The 16,455-nt window shown below is 53.5% G+C and carries 14 protein-coding genes; 3 read left to right on the forward strand and 11 right to left on the reverse strand.

All coding sequences use genetic code 11. The features are described 5' to 3' along the window. Window positions 1–63 precede the first annotated feature (63 nt). The 11 genes from bchB to AMR42_RS06500 all read right to left on the reverse strand — a co-directional run bounded on the left by bchB (window position 64) and on the right by AMR42_RS06500 (window position 11,136). A complete protein-coding gene (bchB, locus tag AMR42_RS06445) occupies window positions 64–1,590 on the reverse strand; it encodes a ferredoxin:protochlorophyllide reductase (ATP-dependent) subunit B (protein ID WP_099532645.1) in 1,527 nt (508 codons plus the stop codon). Between the two features lie 528 nt (window positions 1,591–2,118). Continuing rightward, the gene (locus AMR42_RS06450) at window positions 2,119–2,865 is read right to left on the reverse strand and encodes a response regulator transcription factor (protein ID WP_099532646.1); all 747 of its coding nucleotides are present in this window, start codon (window positions 2,863–2,865) and stop codon (window positions 2,119–2,121) included. A gap of 287 nt (window positions 2,866–3,152) precedes the next feature. After that, window positions 3,153–3,884: an HAS-barrel domain-containing protein gene (locus AMR42_RS06455; RefSeq protein WP_099532647.1), complete on the reverse strand. Its 732-nt coding sequence runs from the start codon at window positions 3,882–3,884 to the stop codon at window positions 3,153–3,155. A 64-nt stretch (window positions 3,885–3,948) separates the two neighbouring features. After that, the gene (locus tag AMR42_RS06460; protein ID WP_099532648.1) at window positions 3,949–4,143 is read right to left on the reverse strand and encodes an NAD(P)H dehydrogenase subunit NdhS; all 195 of its coding nucleotides are present in this window, start codon (window positions 4,141–4,143) and stop codon (window positions 3,949–3,951) included. Between the two features lie 206 nt (window positions 4,144–4,349). Continuing rightward, complete coding sequence (gene proB, locus AMR42_RS06465; RefSeq protein ID WP_099532649.1) at window positions 4,350–5,459, reverse strand: glutamate 5-kinase; 1,110 nt, start codon at window positions 5,457–5,459, stop codon at window positions 4,350–4,352. Window positions 5,460–6,405: 946 nt separating this feature from the next. Continuing rightward, the gene (locus tag AMR42_RS06475; RefSeq protein ID WP_099532651.1) at window positions 6,406–6,972 is read right to left on the reverse strand and encodes a YqeG family HAD IIIA-type phosphatase; all 567 of its coding nucleotides are present in this window, start codon (window positions 6,970–6,972) and stop codon (window positions 6,406–6,408) included. A gap of 96 nt (window positions 6,973–7,068) precedes the next feature. Next, window positions 7,069–8,166: an endolytic transglycosylase MltG gene (gene mltG / locus AMR42_RS06480; RefSeq protein WP_099532652.1), complete on the reverse strand. Its 1,098-nt coding sequence runs from the start codon at window positions 8,164–8,166 to the stop codon at window positions 7,069–7,071. 12 nt (window positions 8,167–8,178) lie between these two features. After that, window positions 8,179–8,736 carry a DUF3727 domain-containing protein gene (locus AMR42_RS06485; RefSeq protein WP_099532653.1) on the reverse strand — a complete coding sequence of 186 codons (558 nt, stop codon included), beginning with the start codon at window positions 8,734–8,736 and terminating at the stop codon, window positions 8,179–8,181. 540 nt (window positions 8,737–9,276) lie between these two features. Further along, window positions 9,277–9,471: a hypothetical protein gene (locus AMR42_RS06490; RefSeq protein WP_099532654.1), complete on the reverse strand. Its 195-nt coding sequence runs from the start codon at window positions 9,469–9,471 to the stop codon at window positions 9,277–9,279. A gap of 326 nt (window positions 9,472–9,797) precedes the next feature. Further along, window positions 9,798–10,277, reverse strand: a complete 480-nt coding sequence (locus AMR42_RS06495) for a hypothetical protein (RefSeq protein WP_099532655.1) — start codon at window positions 10,275–10,277, stop codon at window positions 9,798–9,800. Between the two features lie 499 nt (window positions 10,278–10,776). Further along, the gene (locus AMR42_RS06500) at window positions 10,777–11,136 is read right to left on the reverse strand and encodes an iron-sulfur cluster assembly accessory protein (RefSeq protein WP_099532656.1); all 360 of its coding nucleotides are present in this window, start codon (window positions 11,134–11,136) and stop codon (window positions 10,777–10,779) included. 751 nt (window positions 11,137–11,887) lie between these two features. Between AMR42_RS06500 and AMR42_RS06505 the strand changes: the two genes are divergently transcribed. The 3 genes from AMR42_RS06505 to AMR42_RS06515 all read left to right on the forward strand — a co-directional run bounded on the left by AMR42_RS06505 (window position 11,888) and on the right by AMR42_RS06515 (window position 16,280). Then, window positions 11,888–13,840, forward strand: a complete 1,953-nt coding sequence (locus tag AMR42_RS06505; RefSeq protein ID WP_143472963.1) for a hypothetical protein — start codon at window positions 11,888–11,890, stop codon at window positions 13,838–13,840. A 133-nt stretch (window positions 13,841–13,973) separates the two neighbouring features. After that, a complete protein-coding gene (gene zds / locus AMR42_RS06510) occupies window positions 13,974–15,425 on the forward strand; it encodes a 9,9'-di-cis-zeta-carotene desaturase (protein WP_099532658.1) in 1,452 nt (483 codons plus the stop codon). A 282-nt stretch (window positions 15,426–15,707) separates the two neighbouring features. Next, on the forward strand, window positions 15,708–16,280 hold the full coding sequence (locus AMR42_RS06515) for a Uma2 family endonuclease (protein WP_099532659.1): 573 nt from the start codon (window positions 15,708–15,710) through the stop codon (window positions 16,278–16,280). The last annotated feature ends 175 nt before the right edge of the window (window positions 16,281–16,455 follow it).

A 16,455-nucleotide genomic window follows, 5' to 3' on the forward strand; every position in this document is an offset into this window, starting at 1 on the left:
CAATCCCTGGGCATTGTACCAAGGCGTTTCCTGCTTCCTGGGGGAGATGGGTTCCTGGCTGGGCTATGCGCCGACGGCTTCCTTGGCGGCATAGAGCACTTCAGCGGTAATTTGCGTCAGCCCCCGATCGCGCGCAAATTTTTCCGTATTGCGCTTCACCTTGCCCCGCACAAAACCCGGCACACGGTTCAACTCCGTCAGCCCATCGCGACTCCAATTCAGCTCCGAATCCGTGGAAACAGACTTGGTAATCACTTCCTTGGTGTCGTGGCCGCCAAAGATTTCCAGCAAATGATCTTCCATGCCCAAGGTGAAGGAGTTATAAACCAAATCCACCACCTGATTGGCTCCCTCGTAGCCCAAATAGGGTCGATAGCCAACGGGGAAATTCTGAATATGAACCGGAGCCGCAATTACACCACAAGGGATATCTAATCGCTTGCCCACGTGGCGCTCCATTTGCGTGCCAAAGATGGCGGCCGGTTCAATTTCTGCGATCGCGTTGGCCACCTGGGTATGGTCATCGGTAATTAAAACCCGATCGCAATATTCACTGACCTGATTCCGGAACCAATCAGCATCATACTGACAGTAAGTGCCCGCCAAAACCACCTGAATTCCCATTTCCCGGGCCAGGATTTTGGTCATGGCCGCCGCGTGGGTGTTGTCACCAAACACCACGGCTTTTTTACCCGTTAGGTTTTGACAATCGATCGAACGAGTGAACCAAGCGGCTTGCGAAGCAAATCGGGTTTGTTCATCAATAAACCCTTCATAGTTCACCGGTTCGCCCTGGCTGTTCAGCACGGCTTGGATCGATCGAATGCAGCGGGCCGTTTCCACAATCCCCATCGGCGTGATATCCACAAGCGGCATCTGAAATTCCGTTTGCAAATATTGCGCCGTCAGCCCGCCAATTTCACGATAAGGAACTAAATTAAACCAAGCCCGGGGCAACTGTTTCAGTTCCTCCACCGAAGCCCCATCGGGAATCACCGCATTCACCGTAATTCCCAAATCCGCCATCAATCGCTTCAATTCCGTGCAATCGTGGCGATTATGAAATCCCAGCGTGGTCACTCCCAAAATATTCACCGAAGGGCGATCGGTCTTTTGGGTTTGCAAATCACCCAATTTGCGGGCTTTTTCAATGTAGAACTTGACGATTTGCTGAAGGGTCTGATCCGCCGCTTGTAATTCGTTCACGCGGTAGTGATTTACATCGGCAAAGAGCACATCGCCCCTAGCATCCAACTGGGCCCGGGCCACAAAATTTTGCAAATCCTCTTGCAAAATGCTCGAAGTGCAAGTGGGAGTCAGCACAATTAAATCGGGCGCTTCTTCTCGATCTTTGCGAACAATATTATCAACAACTTTTTCTTGGGAGCCTTGGGCCAAAACGTTGCGATCGACCACGCTGGTGGTGACGGGGGTATAGTCTCGCTCCCGTTCCAGCATCGATCGCATCACATTGAAATAGTCGTCCCCCAGTGGGGCGTGCATGATGGCATGGACTTTTTGAAAAGAACTGGCAATCCGCAACGTTCCAATGTGAGCCGGCCCGGCATACATCCAATAGGCTAATTTCATCTGCTGCTCAACTTGGGCCCAATAGCCCGACGCATTGACGTTGAATCAGGTCTAAATTTGCATCTAAATCTAAGCCCAAGTTTGATTCTCGCAGACGAATAATTGATCCCCGCTAAACATGAAGCATTGCAACGTAAACAAAAGTCTGCAAGTGTTGCGAGACCTAACAACCCTTGCAGACGAATGAATGGCGTTTGCCTTGTTTGGGATTGGCTTTTCGAGAATTAACCCTGTTTTGGCTTTGTCTTCTTTTGAACAAACTTGAATCAAGGTGAACGAACTTGAACTCAATTGAAAACTTGAAATGAGACCGAAAAGACTATCTGAAAAGGATCTGGCCCGGGCCCAGCACCCGCAGTCATAGGGGTAAGATGGGGGCAAGGGGTTAAGGGCCTATCGTCGTTTAGCCCGAAACCCTAGAGCTGCCGTTAGTAGGAGCCGTGGGGGCAAGATGCTCAAGCCCCTTGTCTTTGTCGATCGAGGAGAAAATCGGGGTTGCAGAGCCGAAGCGATCGCCCAACCTGGCGCTTAAACCGAAGCTGTGTCGGCCACGGTTTCCACGGCGCGATCGTCCTGGGCCGGCAATTCCAGACAGTAACCCGCACCATAAACGGTTTTGATGTAGCGCGGATGGCGGGGATCGGGTTCTAACTTGGTGCGCAAATGTCGCACGTGAACTCGAATGGTTTCAATGTCATCGTTGGGATCGTAACCCCAAACTTCCTTGAGAATTTCGCTGGGGGCAACGGTTTGACCGTGGCGCTGCAACAGGCAATGCAACAGCTCAAATTCCAGGTGAGTGAGCTTCACGGTTTTGTCAAACCAAATGGCCTCAAACCGTTCAGGAACCAGGGTTAAGGGGCCGTAGCTCAGGATTTCGCTATGCTTGGCGGCTTGGGGAATGCGATCGGTGCGTCGCAACAGGGCCCGCACCCGCGCCAACATTTCTTCCACTTCAAAGGGCTTGGTTAAGTAATCATCTGCCCCTGCATTGAAGCCTTCAACTTTATGTTGTGTTTGCCCCAGCGCCGTCAGCATCAGCACTGGAATATCGGCGGTGCGTTCATCGCGTCGCAGCCGCTGACAAACGGTGAACCCATCCACCTTGGGCAACATAATGTCCAACAAGATCAAGTCGGGCATGAGTTGGAGCGCTAGGGCTTGGCCCTTGATGCCATCGGTGGTTTGGTTCACGTCATAGCCGGCCATTTCTAGGTTGACGGATACCAGTTCGGAAATGGCTGGATCGTCGTCAATAACGAGAATGCGCGGCATGGCCTTTGGCTCCGAAAAACGTGCGATCGGGGACAGGCAAACAACTGCATATCCCTGATCGGATTATAAAGCGGCTGAGAAGAAGGCTGGAAAATCACTATTTTGTTTTAGCAATCGTTCGCAACTGACGGTAACAGTTCGCAATATTGCCATGATTCGCAATCGGGCTGGGGCTAACCGGGCCGGGGCTAATCGGGCTGTGGCGTGGCTGCTGTGGCTGCTGCTCGATCGCCCCCATGCCGGCCGCTTGGGGGTTTAGGAATTGCAGGGATTAGGGATTGTAAGGATTAGGGACTGAGATGAACTTGGCCGAGGATCGCTCGCAGGCGATCGTAATCATCCTTGAGCAGAACGCTGAGGGCGCGGCCCGCCTGCACCAACCAGGGCCGATCGCCCTGTCGCAGCCGATAAACCTCCCGCAGCGTGGCGGCAATCAACGCATCGGTGGGCGTGCCGCTCATTTGCAACAAAGTCCGCAAAAAGTCCATTTTGGCGGTGAATTCCATCACCTCTTGGCGATCGCACCCATACACCGCCTGGTGAATTTGGGGTGGGCGAGGGGGCAAATGTTGATAGATCGGGCCGTTGATCAGTTTGGCCCCCGCTTGCAGGAGGTTGGCGATCGCCCCTGGGTTCACGCCTTCTGTCCCGATCGCGTCGGGATTCAAGGACTCCAGTGGCACAAACCCCACGATCGCCACCCGAAACTCCGTGCGCAACATGGAAAAAATTTGCGGCTGCTGTTCGCGCAAATCTTCCAAGGACAGCCCCAAGGCTTGGGCCCGGTGTACGGAGTCGATCGGGGCGGTGGTGGCGTGATAAACCACCCCATAGATCTGATTGCCGGAATCCTCATCGCGCGATCGCACCCAACTGCCAAAGGGCGGCATGGTCGGAAAACTAAGGGTTTCTGGCTCCAAACATTGGGCCAAATATTCCGTCGTGGCCGTTTCAATCACTTCCGCCAAGTGATGGGACGGGCGATCGCGCTGGGCAAATTGCGGCAGGGGTAAACGCATAACCGAACCAAAGCGGGGCTAAGGGGAGCAAGGGTTAGGGGCTTGACGGCCTTGAACCAATGCGTTACTTTTTGCCGCGACCAGCCGTGGCATCCACCGTCTCCAGTTCCGAGAACCGGAAGGTGACCAATTTATCCCAGTTGCCACCCTCAAACAGCACGGCCACTTTGCCATCGGTCACGCGCTGCACTTGACCTTGAAATTGATAGTAGGTGTCGTTGGGGTTAATGACACGGACTGCGGAACCGGGCAGGATCATAGGATTAGCCTGAACTCAACAGGGACTGGGATTGGCTTGGGAATCAGGGCTTGGGGCCCAGGGGGCAGTCAACCGATGCCCAGCCCTTACGATAGCGTGCGATCGAGCTGCTTTGATCGCCCAATCCCGCCCGATCGCCCCCAAAATTTTTGATATCCCCAATCAGTTGAACGGTTGAATATGGCTGAATCCTGTGCCCCGCGTTTTTAGCTGGCCAGCACCAAGTTATCCCGATGCACCACCGTTTCCGGCGCGTCATGCCCCAAAATTGCGGCAATTTCGTCCGATCGCTTGCCACAGATTTTCTCCAGCGCCTCATGGCTGAAATTCACCAGGCCGCGAGCCACCTCCCGCCCTTCCAAATCACAGAGCTGCACCGCATCTTGGGGTTGAAACTCCCCTTCCAAATCCCGAATTCCCGCTGCTAACAGGGATCCACCGCCCGTGCAGATGGCCCGCACCGCCCCGGAGTCGAGATAAAGCTTGCCCGCTGGAATCAGGCCATGGGCGATCCACCGCTTGCGGGCGCTGGTGGCCTGGGGTTGGGGCGCAAACTGCGTACCAATATCCGCCCCCTCCAAGATTTTCAACAAGTTACGCGGTTGGCTGCCGTCCGTGATCACCACGCGAACCCCGGCACTGGTGCCAATTTGGGCGGCGGTGATTTTGGTGGCCATGCCGCCGGTTCCCCACTGGGAGCCACGGCCGCCAATGTCCAGCTCTAACGCCTCCAAATCAGACATTTGCTCCACCAGGCGAATGGGTTCCGCGTTGGGATTTTGGCGCGGGTCGGCGGAATAGAGCCGATCGACATCCGTGAGCAAAAACAGCCACTCCGCTTCCACCAAGCTGGCCACCAAGGCCGAAAGGGTGTCGTTATCGCCAAATTTCAACTCATCCACGGCCACCGTGTCGTTTTCATTGACGATCGGGATGGCTCCCATCCGCAGCAGTTCTTGAAAGGTGCTGTAGGCATTGATATAGCGACTGCGCTGGGCCAAGTCCCCCCGAGTCAGCAACACTTGGGCGATCGGCTGGTCAAACTGACTAAACAGATCGTCATAGACCCGCATCAGTCGCCCTTGGCCCACGGCGGCCACGGCCTGTTTCTGGGCGATCGCCTTGGGCCGTTCCGTCAGCCCCAACCGCGCACAGCCCACCCCCACCGCTCCCGACGACACCAGCACCACGGGATAGCCCCGATCGCGCAGATCACAAATCACTTCCACCAGCGTGGCGATCGTGGACAAGGCCAGCCGGCCGCTGTCCGGTTGGGTCAAGCTGGAAGTGCCAATTTTCAAGACGATCGGGCGCATAACTAACCACCACTTCTGGAAGGGTTGCAAGGGGCAACCAATTATCAAACCAGCGAATGGCCCCAGTGGCCCAGGCTGTGGCCCCAGGGCGATCGAGGTTTATGGGGATCAAACAGTTGAGGTATGGGGGTAATGCGTGGGGCTAATTCTGGGCGATCGACTCGCCTTCGTGCGGATCCCCCACCGGAATACTTGAGATTACCGCGAGACCTCCGCCCCCGATCCCGACCCAGATCCTGGGCGAAACGGCGATCTCCAGCACCGTGATCCCAAAAACCCTGAGCAACAGGGCCCCAAAACAGCAGGGCCAAAAACAAAGTGCCGGGATCCGGAGACCCCAGCACTTCGTGTGTTTAAAAAAGTTGGTTTTATGGTTAGGGTCTTTATTGGCTGACCCCATTTGAACTGTTATTAGAATCGCAGATTTTTGGGATGGCGTTTTATTTCCTTATATTTTTTTTATATTTGTTTCTTCATAAAAGTTAATCAAAAAGGCGAGATTTTGTATTCTAGCAAGCGATATATCACGGGATCAGTATCTTTTCTTTAAAAAATGTTTCAGTCATAGCGGCAACTTGATAGAGAAATCCCCCCAGGCCAGAAAACTAAGATGATTTGAATAAAAACTGTATCGGGATTGACAAAAAATTATTAAGTACCCTATTCCCTAGATTTTCACCATGAATCTGTGCGTTACACCGCAAATTGCAACGATTAATGATGGCAAAAACCATGACTAATCGCTCCTAAAGTTAGCCCCCAAATCCTCGGATTGGATTCCGAATCTTTGGGGGCGGTTGTCAATGGTGCTCTGTTGGTTTTTTGGGGCCAAGACTGCTTAATTGTGTGCTCATCTATTCAGGTGGGATCCACCCAGTCGAGATCCATGAGCACCGGCCATTTTTAACTCAATCTCAGAATGACTTCGAGTTAGCTATTAATTAAGTTAGCTGGCGGGGCGATCGGGCGAGGAGGTCGCTGTGGGCAGGGGCGAAGGATCGCGATAGAACGATGCGCCAATCAGTTTTGAGAGCCACACTTCGAGGGAGTGAATCGGGTAGCCCCGATGGGCCGACAGGGGATTCACCATCGGTTGCACCAACACGGTGAACAGCCCCAGACGGTTACCGGCTAACACATCGGTGAACAGGCGATCGCCCACCATGGCCACCCGCTCCGGCGGCAGTTGCATTTCTTGGAGCGCTTGGCGCAACTTGCGGCGAGAGGGTTTGGCGGCTCCGGTGAAGTAGGGCAAGTCGAGCGATCGGGCAATGCTGCCAATTCGTGACTCGCTTAGGTTGTTGCTGGCCAGCCACAGTTGCACATGGGGCCGCACCGCTTGGATCCAGGTCACCAGTTCCGGTGAAACCGCGTCGGTGGTGGTGGGAACCAGGGTGTCATCCACATCCAGAATCAAGCCCTGCAAACCGTGCTGCACAATCACTTCCGGCGTGAGGGCCAAAATGCAGTCGCCTAGGATTAAGTCGGGCTGGAGCAGGACACCAAACGTCACGGGAACCTCACAAACTTGTGGCGATCGAACTGAGCAGCGAAACTGAGCGGCAAACTGATGAAGGGGCGATCATCAGGGCGATCGGGGCGATTGTGCCTAGGGGCTGGGGCTGGCCGCCGGTTGAGGGGTCGATTGAGTCCTGGCGTTGCGCTCGGCCCGAATGCGCTTCACAGCGGCTTCGTGTTCCGCCAAGGTTTTGCTAAACACATGGGTTCCGTCATACCGTGCCACAAAGAACACATAGTCTGTTTTGGCCGGAGCCAAGGTGGCCTCTAGGCTGGCCTTGCCCGGTGCGGCGATCGGCCCCGGCGGTAACCCAGGATTGAGATAGGTATTGTAGGGCGAAGGCTGGCGAATATCCGTGAAAGTCAGAGGGCGATCGGGTGTTTGCCGAATTTTCAGGGCATATTCCACCGTTGGATCTGATTCTAGCTTTTGCCCCCGATTCAGCCGATTGCTAAACACCCCCGCAATCACCGATCGCTCCTGGGGAATCACCGCCTCTTTTTCTACAATGCTGGAAAGCGTCACCCACCCCAACAAATCCAGCTTGGTTTGGCCGCGATTTTGGTTCCACAGGGGCAAAGCCACCTTCTCGAAGCGATCGAGCATGGAATCAATCACCGCCTGCGGGGTAATCGTGTCTCCCGGAAACTGGTAAGTATCTGGAAAAAGAAACCCTTCCAAGGACGTAATTCGCTGGGGCAGCCAGGGGTAGCGATCGCGCGGAATTTTTTGCGTGAGGGCCAAAAACTCCTCCGCCCGAAACACCCCTTGGGACTGGAAATAGTCGGCCATTTGCCGCACTGTCCAGCCCTCCGGAATCGTCAGGCTCTGTTGAATGGTCTTGCCCTGCCAAAGTTGCTGGGCAACGTCCGTCATCGGGGCCGTGGGTAATAGTTCATAGGTTCCCGCCTGGAAGCCGCCATTGTCGTCATTCCAAGTCAGCCACCGGGCCCACAGTTCCCAAGCCGCGCTGGAGCGAATAATCCCCAACCGTTCCAGATCGCGGCCAATTTGCCGGGCGCTGGTTCCCCGTTCAATTTGCACTTGTACTGCTTTCATGGCGGTGTCGCCCTGGGCCAAGTCCATGGGACGGTTGGCCCAGCTCCACCATTGCCATCCTTGCCAAGCACCAACCAAGGCCGCCGTGGGCACGAGGAGAGTAAATATCACGCGACCCAATCGTTGCATGGCTCGATCGAACTACTCCAACCCATTAAATAGTTGTTCCTCGATCGACGGTAGCAAATCTTCGATCTGCTCCAGCTCCTCGGGATCCAGTAATTCTGGCTGTCCCTGTTCATTCATGCGGGCCACAATGAAGAATGGATCCAGCGGCGTATAAACCGCATACTCCGTTTCATTATGAAAAAAGCTAGCTAACCACTGGAACTCATCCACATCTTCGCCGGAGCCGTTCCCTTCCCAGGGTTCATCGTCCTCCGGTTCTTCGGGTAATTCGCCCTCAACGGTCAGCACGATCGCCGTGCGCTTCAACTTCAAATTCTCCTCTGCCAACACCGCCTTCGCCGTGTTGAACAGGAGATCGATCTGTTGCTCGTTCTCGATCGGGACGGCTTCCTCGTCCTCGTCGTCACCCTTCCAGGTCACAATCTCAACCGGGGAATCCACCGGGTGTAAGAGCACATACTCGGAGCCTTCCACCTCGATCGAGTGCTCAACAAAACACTCCAATGTCCGACCCGTGGCATCGGACAGGGTGATGGTGGGAACGTCCCACGCAGTATCTTCTTGGGTCATGCGCGCGATGGGAATCGAGACCTTAAAAGTATCCCCCATGAGGGCAGCGTTGCCGCAGGGAATAATGAGGATTTTCCCGCCCTGCTCTCAACCACCGGACTGACAGCAGAATGGCCAGGCCATTGGCTCACCCACAAAAAAGCCCCCTGCACAGGAGGCCCATTGCGGACTAGAGGAGTAAGTTCACCCTCAATACCCATCTTTCACTCAGTGCCTATACCCGATCGAGAAACCCATAACAGTGCTGTTCCGAGTGCCGTGAATTGTGCCGAACACTGGGCCACCAATTGAAGGGAAAAAAAGAAAGGGCGATCGCACCGGTATTCTCAGCCTCAGGGGCATCATTGAGAATCAAGATGGGATTGATCGTACTTGAAAAATGAATTGGGAAAAAACGGTTGCAAACTGCTGAACATTCTCTTTTGAAGCGATTGTTTCAGTGAACAACCTTCAACCCAACATCTCAATTCAGCGAATCTAGCAAACTTCATGAATGGTCGTTGCCTAATCGCTGATTCAGCCATTCAAACAACGGAACCCTTAACCAATGGCATCTTCTTCAGACAGCATCTCTAGAAGATTGTCGGGATCCACATAATGGCAAACCGCATCATCAACACAAATCAAAGCCCAACCCGATGCATCAATATCCATTAATTTGTAGGAGGCTTCTTGGACAAAAAAGCCCTTATGATTACGGGTTTCCGGCTTAACAGTAACGTTGTTCGCAGACATTTCCCTAACTCCTGAAACGGTGTGACGACGAACTGAACTGGTCGGGTAAAGCAAGTCTAATAACTTGTATCGCAAAATCCTATCATTCAATTTTTGATTGTCCAGTAAAGTTCTGTGACATCTTGCAACCCCTTGTTAAATGTAAACGCTGTAACCAGGGAGCTGCTGAACCCTGTTTTTTCGAGGGTTTGACCTATCGGAGATTTGGCCTTTTGGGGTCACAATCGTTCGAGAAAGTGTAAAGTTTTTTGACAATTAAAAATGGAGCCAGTTTTTACCTGACTCCAATGCCAAAAAATCAATAAGACGTGATCCCAGCGCGATCCCTAACTATCAAAGATCCAAGCTTTGATCCGCTGAAAGCCTTTGCTGTTGGGTTTTTGGGCGATCGCCTCTTCCAAATTTTTCTGAACCTCTTCGGCCGCGTCTTGGTCAATCAAAACCAACTGGCTGGCGATTTCCACCTGTTCGCGCACCCCTTTTTGGCCGTCTTCGATCATGGCAACGGCCAGATTTACACGGGCTTGGGCATCCTGGGGATTGAGTTTCACGGCTTTTTTAGCAGCTTTGAAAGCCAATCCCGCTTGATCAGTCAGCAGATACAGCCATGCCAAGCAAGTCCAAGGGGGGCTGCTTTTGGGGGCCCGATCACACACGGACTTGAACAGCGGAATCAGCACAGCGGGATCTTCACCGGCTTGATAGCGATCGATGCCTTGCAAGAACAGTTCTTCGGCGGTTAACGTCGCGGAGTCAGTGGTTTCCGCATCCGCAAGTTCTGAAGTGACAACAGGAGTTTCGGCCATGGGTCAACCACGAAAAAGAATGAGGGTCAGTCCTGACGAACGATCGCCAACGGGAAGCAACCCGCCAGCACCGATCGCCCAAAGGCTTGGTCTTTGACCACTGTTGAAGGGTTGCGTTGCGCGCACAAAGTCGCGATCGCCCCGAAAACGGAATGGCAGGGATAATTCCGAATCCTAACGATACCAGCAAACGCGAAACGGCAATCCCGAAGGACTGCCGCCGCTGACAGAGGGGCGATCGATCGTCCCCCCAACGGGCCCCACCAAACTGATGAAACCCAGTTAAGGACAGGAGGCCCATTTCAAACCAACCCAACTCAAGCTAAATCAGCTCAAGTTAAATCAACTCAAACTCAATTCACTCAAACTCAATTCACTCAACCAAAACCCAGTAGCTCGTAGCTTGTAGGGTGGGCAATGCCCACCGAATCGTTCCTTCATAGCATCTGCGCTATGGCGTGCCAATTATTTTGGGTAAAGGCTGTAGGTTCAATCCCAACTAGGCCGAAAAAGACTTCCCACAGCCGCAGGTTTGGGTAGCGTTCGGGTTGCGGAATTGGAACCCGCCGCCAATCAAAGCCGTGCTGTAGTCCAGTTCCAAACCATAGAGATACAGCAGGCTTTTCGGATCACAAATCACCTTGAAATCGCCGTAATCAAACACATCGTCATCGGGGCGAATATTCGCTGCCGTCTCAAAGTCCATCGTGTAAGACAAACCCGAACAACCGCCTCCCCGAACGCCAACTCGCAAGCAGAGGTCGCTTTGGCCTTGGCTCTGGCGCAGGTTGAGCAGGTGTTGGCGGGCCGACTCGCTAATTTGAATGCCTTGCTTGGCGGGAATAGTTGAAGTAGTCATAGGGTTCAAAGGGCTGGGACTAGCAACTGCCTGGGGATGGCTCCGTGGAGGAAGGCCCCAGAGTTTCGCGGAATCTGTGGAATCGATGAAATCTGATGAAATCTATTGTAAGCAACTCCTCCAGCTAATTTTCAGTAATTCCAGGAGGCTATAGGTTCTGGCGATGTGACGATCACTTAACGATCATCTAATGATCGTCCTCTGCCTGAATGCTCTGGGCTGAAACCACGGCAAAATAACGACGGTAAAATCAGCCCGCCGCAGGAAATCACAGCACAATCACCCCACCGTAGTGGCATGACAGGCTTAATACATTGGGTCAAAGTTGCGAAGCCAGTCGTGGTAACAAGGGGCTTGAGCATCTTGCTGCTTAACGATCAGGTGACGGTAACAGCCATGTCATTTAACCCAACGAATTGAGGCAGCCACGCTAGTAGGGTCTGTCGTCAAATCCTCTGAAACTCTGATTCCACCGCTAACGGTTCTTGAAGGCCAAGGCCCTTAAGCCCCCTGTTGCGACGATCGGGGCACGGAAAATCAACCGTTCCTGCCTAATCCCAAGACATCACAACCGCCCCTAAAACCTACCGTATGGTTAAGCCACCGTTTCGTCAGGCTAGCGCTGATGCTGGGTTTGGCAAGTGCTAGTTGGGAAGAATTGCGATAATGGAACTGGAAAAGCTGTGTCAGAACGTGAAAATGGGGTGCGCACTGCTCTTTCCAATGCGCTGTGTTGTTGGGGATCTGGGATATGCAAAGTTTGCCAAAGGCGACGATCGAACGGTTAACACAACTTCCGTTGTTGCGAACCACTTGGCAGGGAGACCTGAGACCGGTTCATAGCCGTGCCCTCAATACCCGCGCAAACCATGATGCCCAAAGGCTCTGTGTGTTGTGGATGGATGTTAGTCAACCCTCGTTGCGCGCTTTGGAGCCAGTGACAGAAGAGGCGGGGTTCGGAGCGGTGGTGCGGGTTTTGCTGCAGGCCATTGAACAACCCCGAGGACAACAGCCGCCGGGACGGCCCCAGCGGTTGGTAGTTTGCAACCGAGAATTGCAATTTTTCCTGCGCGGCGCACTGCAAGGGCTAGACATCAAGGTGGAATACGGCGCGAAGCTGCCTCTGGTTGATGATGTGGTGCAATCGCTGGAAGCCTATAACCCAGAATTGGAAGTGCGAGACATTTGGGATTCGCCCCACGCCAAACGGCTGGTTCAAGCAATTCGGGCCACCTGGCGATCGGCCCCTTGGATGTTGTTGGCTGAATACGAAGTGGTGGAAATTAAATTTGAGCTGGATGAGCCACACCAGTTCTATCTATCCACTTTGGGCATGGAGGGGTTGGAGCTGGGATTGTTGCTCTATCGATCGCTGGAATCGTTGGAGAAATTCCGCAAAGATATCATTAGCAGCCCCCATCGAGCAGAGCCGCACAAGATGGAAGAAATCTTTCTGAATCAAGATTGTTTCTTCCTCACCTTCAATGATCTGGAAGAGAGTGAAGCACCATCCTCCCAAAGCCCCATTCTGAGTGAATCGGCTTGGCCAGAATTGGGCAGCATTCATCCCCTTGAAGGAATGCGAGATCATCTATCGGATGATGAATTGATGGTGATGGTCGTAATTTTGGAAGCGCTCAATCAGTTCATCAAGCGCAACAACAAAATCCTTTACGATGCTGACGATTTCCCAAGCCTCAAAAACCAATTTCGGATTCTGAATCCCTTAGCGAATCCTAATCCTGGCCAGAAGCGTAAACAGGACAACATTGCTGTCACGATTCAAACGCGCCCTGATGTGACCCTGCGATTGCTGGAATCGGTTGCGGATCCGGAATCCCTGGCGGCTCATTTGCTGATGCCCGATTTTATGGATGACTTGGATGAGGATGCGGAGGGCATGGCCGCTTTGGAGCAGATCCAAAAATTGCTGTCCCTTGCATCGGGACGGGATGTTCCTCTGGGATTGGGCAACCCTAACTTGAATCCTGGCTATGTTCCCAGGGCGCTGAAATCGGCATCGTCTCAACAATTGTCATCGGGTTCACGCCACTATTCTCAGGAAATTGAGATGGATTGGTTGCCGGAGGGAACGTTGGTCAATTTGGAAACCAATTTGCCTCGGGTGACCTATGACATGATCCCGGATACTTTTCGATCGCCCTTGGTGGACTATCCCTTCACGCCAAATAGTTTGACGGGTGGCGGTTCGGTGCAGGAAGGCCAGCGGAAAAAAGCTGGTTCTGGGAAGGCTGCTGGAAAGACTGCTGCTCAGTCGTCGAAGCGATCGCCCCAGAGTTTCCCGCTACTGGCTTTGCAAACCTCCCAGCCCAAAGCCAAGGCGTTGATTGATGAAGTGCTGAGTCAAGATCGCCCGATCGCGATGGGGGTAATGTCGAGTTATGACCAGTTTGATCAGGCTTACGATTTATTGGTGCTTTACACGGCGCAAGGTCGTTTGCTGGGGGTGAATGTTTATTGGCAAGATGACCCGTTCGATCTCGCATTGATTGAAGACTGGCACAAACGAACCAAGGCGGCGGGAAATCGCTGCTCGGTGGCGGTGTTTAAGGGAGCCACGGGCAAGAATCGCGGCATGGTTGATCCGTTGGATCTGATGCGGTTGTGGGATATCCATGTGTTGAGCATGGAAGATTTGCTCCGATCGGCAGTGCAGGCTCAAATTGCAAGGGAGAAGGCCTAGGGGCGACGGAAGCGGGCAACTGCGATGTTACAATCCGTTAATATTTTGGGCGATCGAGTTGGGTTAACCGTTCCAGGAACCCGCCGCCCGATCGCCCCTACTCACCCGATGCACAGAAGGATTTGAGGCAGCCATGCGAGTCGCGATCGTGGGAGCCGGATTAGCCGGATTAGCCACCGCCGTGGATCTAGTCGATGCGGGCCATGAAGTGGAAATCTTTGAGGCCCGCAACTTTGTTGGCGGCAAGGTTGGCAGTTGGGTTGATGCAGACGGTAACCATGTGGAGATGGGCTTGCACGTCTTCTTTGGCTGCTATGAAAACCTGTTTGGCTTGATGAAAAAGGTGGGAGCCTTTGAAAATCTGTTGCTGAAGGAGCATACCCACACCTTCGTGAATCGGGGTGGCAATTTGGGCGAGCTGGATTTTCGCTTCCCGATCGGGGCCCCTTTCAACGGTTTGAAGGCTTTTTTCACCACTTCGCAACTGTCGGTTGCCGACAAGCTGGCCAACTCGATCGCCCTGGGAACCAGCCCGATCGTCCGGGGATTGGTGGACTTCAAGGGCGCAATGAAAACGATCCGTGAGCTGGATCGGGTCAGCTTTGCCGACTGGTTCCGCAGCCACGGTGGCTCCGACGGCAGCTTGAAGCGGATGTGGAACCCGATCGCCTACGCCCTCGGCTTCATCGACACCGAAAATATTTCGGCGCGGTGTATGCTCACCATCTTCCAATTCTTCGCCGCCAAGACCGAAGCTTCGGTGTTGCGGATGCTGGCTGGCTCGCCCGATGAATATCTGCACAAGCCGATCGTGAAATACATCACCGATCGGGGCGGCAAAATTCACCTGCGTCGCCGCATTCGGGAAGTGCAATACGCCGAAAGCAGCAACGGCGAAATCCGCGTCACGGGCCTTGACGTGGCCGACGGGGAAGCCACCGAGCGCATCACGGCCGATGCCTACGTGGCCGCCTGCGACATTCCCGGCATTCAGCGCCTGTTGCCGGAATCCTGGCGCAAAATTCCCGAATTCGACAACATCTACAAGCTGGAAGCCGTGCCCGTGGCCACGGTGCAGTTGCGGTTCGATGGCTGGGTCACGGAAATGCAAGATCCCGAAGCCATGAAGGATCTGAGCAAAGCACGGGGCTTGGATAACTTGCTCTATTCGGCCGATGCGGATTTTTCTTGTTTCGCGGACTTGGCCCTCACCAGCCCCAAAGACTACTACCGCGAGGGCCAAGGCTCCCTGCTGCAATTGGTGTTGACTCCCGGCGACCCGTTCATCAAAAAGTCCAACGAGGAAACGGTGCAGCATGTCCTCAAGCAAGTCCATGACCTGTTTCCCTCATCGCGCAGCCTGAATCTGGTGTGGTCAGGGGTGGTGAAGCTGGCCCAATCGCTGTACCGCGAAGGGCCGGGCATGGATCCCTATCGCCCCAATCAAAAGACCTCGATTGAAAACTTCTTCTTGGCCGGCAGCTACACCATGCAGGACTACATCGACAGCATGGAGGGCGCAACTCTCTCGGGCAAACAGGCCGCGAAGGCGCTGTTAAGCACCAAACTCCCGATCGCGGCCTAGCCATCGGCTGCCCATGATGGGGTTGATGGGGTCATCCTCGGGTAAGCGGGGGTAACCGGGCGATCGGGTCATGCCTTCAAGTGCTGATTGCAGCAGCGTGTGGGGTGGTTAATGGCCACCCTCCAGGTTCAACAGTGTTGATCGTGCAGAAGTGTTGATTGTGCAGACGATTCAAACCAGTTCAGGCCAGTTCTGAACCCACTTTTCTGCATCTCAAAATTCTGGTGTCAAAATAAATCAATTGGTTATAAATCAATTGGTTGCAAGCACGGTGATGTTCACATGCTAGAAACCCTGACCGCCCCGATCGCCCTGGCAGACTTTTTGGAGTTGCCAGAAACCCAACCAGCGAGTGAATATATCGACGGGCAAATCCTGCAAAAACCCATGCCCAAAGGAAAACATAGCCGAATCCAAAGCAAGTTGACTGCGTTCATCAATGCAGTAACGGAACCCTTAAAGTCAGCCAGTGCATTTACCGAATTGCGTTGCACCTTTGATGGGCGCTCGATCGTGCCGGATATTGCTGTCTTTTCTTGGGAACGGATTCCCAAAGATGAATCGGGTGAAATTGCCGATCGATTTCTGCTGGCTCCCGATTGGGTGGTGGAGATTCTGTCTCCCGATCAAAGCCATGCCCAACTGTTTAAAAAACTACGCCATTGCTTTCAGCACGGAACGATCGCTGGTTGGATTATTGATCCTGCAAACAAAGCCGTGATGATCTATCGGCCGGGTCAAGAGGCACTTTTGTTTGATCTAGAAGAAATGCCCGATCGCCCCTTGCCCATTCCAGAATTTGTTGGAGAGCTAACCCTCACCTCAGAAGTTTTATTTAGTTGGCTGGCACTCTGAAACTGCGAAGAATGCCAAGAATGCCAAGAATTCAAATTCTTCAACTTCTGCGATTTCTTGTCCAGCCTTTGCCTAGAACCATTTGCCTAGAACAATTGGTGCGCCAGATTGCAGATGCCATAAAATAACGATTCGGTGGTCATTGCCCACCCTATGGGCTAAGGTTCACCATTAG

This window comes from Limnothrix sp. PR1529 (genome assembly GCF_002742025.1).
Classification (GTDB): Bacteria; Cyanobacteriota; Cyanobacteriia; order CACIAM-69d; family CACIAM-69d; genus CACIAM-69d.

Coding starts and splice junctions, on each gene's coding strand:
- AMR42_RS06495 (WP_099532655.1), bottom strand. CDS start 10,277: ATGGCCGAAACTCCTGTTGTCACTTCAGAACTTGCGGATGCGGAAACC.
- AMR42_RS06515 (WP_099532659.1), top strand. CDS start 15,708: ATGCTAGAAACCCTGACCGCCCCGATCGCCCTGGCAGACTTTTTGGAG.
- mltG (WP_099532652.1), bottom strand. CDS start 8,166: ATGCAACGATTGGGTCGCGTGATATTTACTCTCCTCGTGCCCACGGCG.
- AMR42_RS06485 (WP_099532653.1), bottom strand. CDS start 8,736: ATGACCCAAGAAGATACTGCGTGGGACGTTCCCACCATCACCCTGTCC.
- AMR42_RS06500 (WP_099532656.1), bottom strand. CDS start 11,136: ATGACTACTTCAACTATTCCCGCCAAGCAAGGCATTCAAATTAGCGAG.
- AMR42_RS06455 (WP_099532647.1), bottom strand. CDS start 3,884: ATGCGTTTACCCCTGCCGCAATTTGCCCAGCGCGATCGCCCGTCCCAT.
- bchB (WP_099532645.1), bottom strand. CDS start 1,590: ATGAAATTAGCCTATTGGATGTATGCCGGGCCGGCTCACATTGGAACG.
- AMR42_RS06490 (WP_099532654.1), bottom strand. CDS start 9,471: ATGTCTGCGAACAACGTTACTGTTAAGCCGGAAACCCGTAATCATAAG.
- AMR42_RS06505 (WP_143472963.1), top strand. CDS start 11,888: ATGCAAAGTTTGCCAAAGGCGACGATCGAACGGTTAACACAACTTCCG.
- AMR42_RS06450 (WP_099532646.1), bottom strand. CDS start 2,865: ATGCCGCGCATTCTCGTTATTGACGACGATCCAGCCATTTCCGAACTG.
- AMR42_RS06460 (WP_099532648.1), bottom strand. CDS start 4,143: ATGATCCTGCCCGGTTCCGCAGTCCGTGTCATTAACCCCAACGACACC.
- zds (WP_099532658.1), top strand. CDS start 13,974: ATGCGAGTCGCGATCGTGGGAGCCGGATTAGCCGGATTAGCCACCGCC.
- proB (WP_099532649.1), bottom strand. CDS start 5,459: ATGCGCCCGATCGTCTTGAAAATTGGCACTTCCAGCTTGACCCAACCG.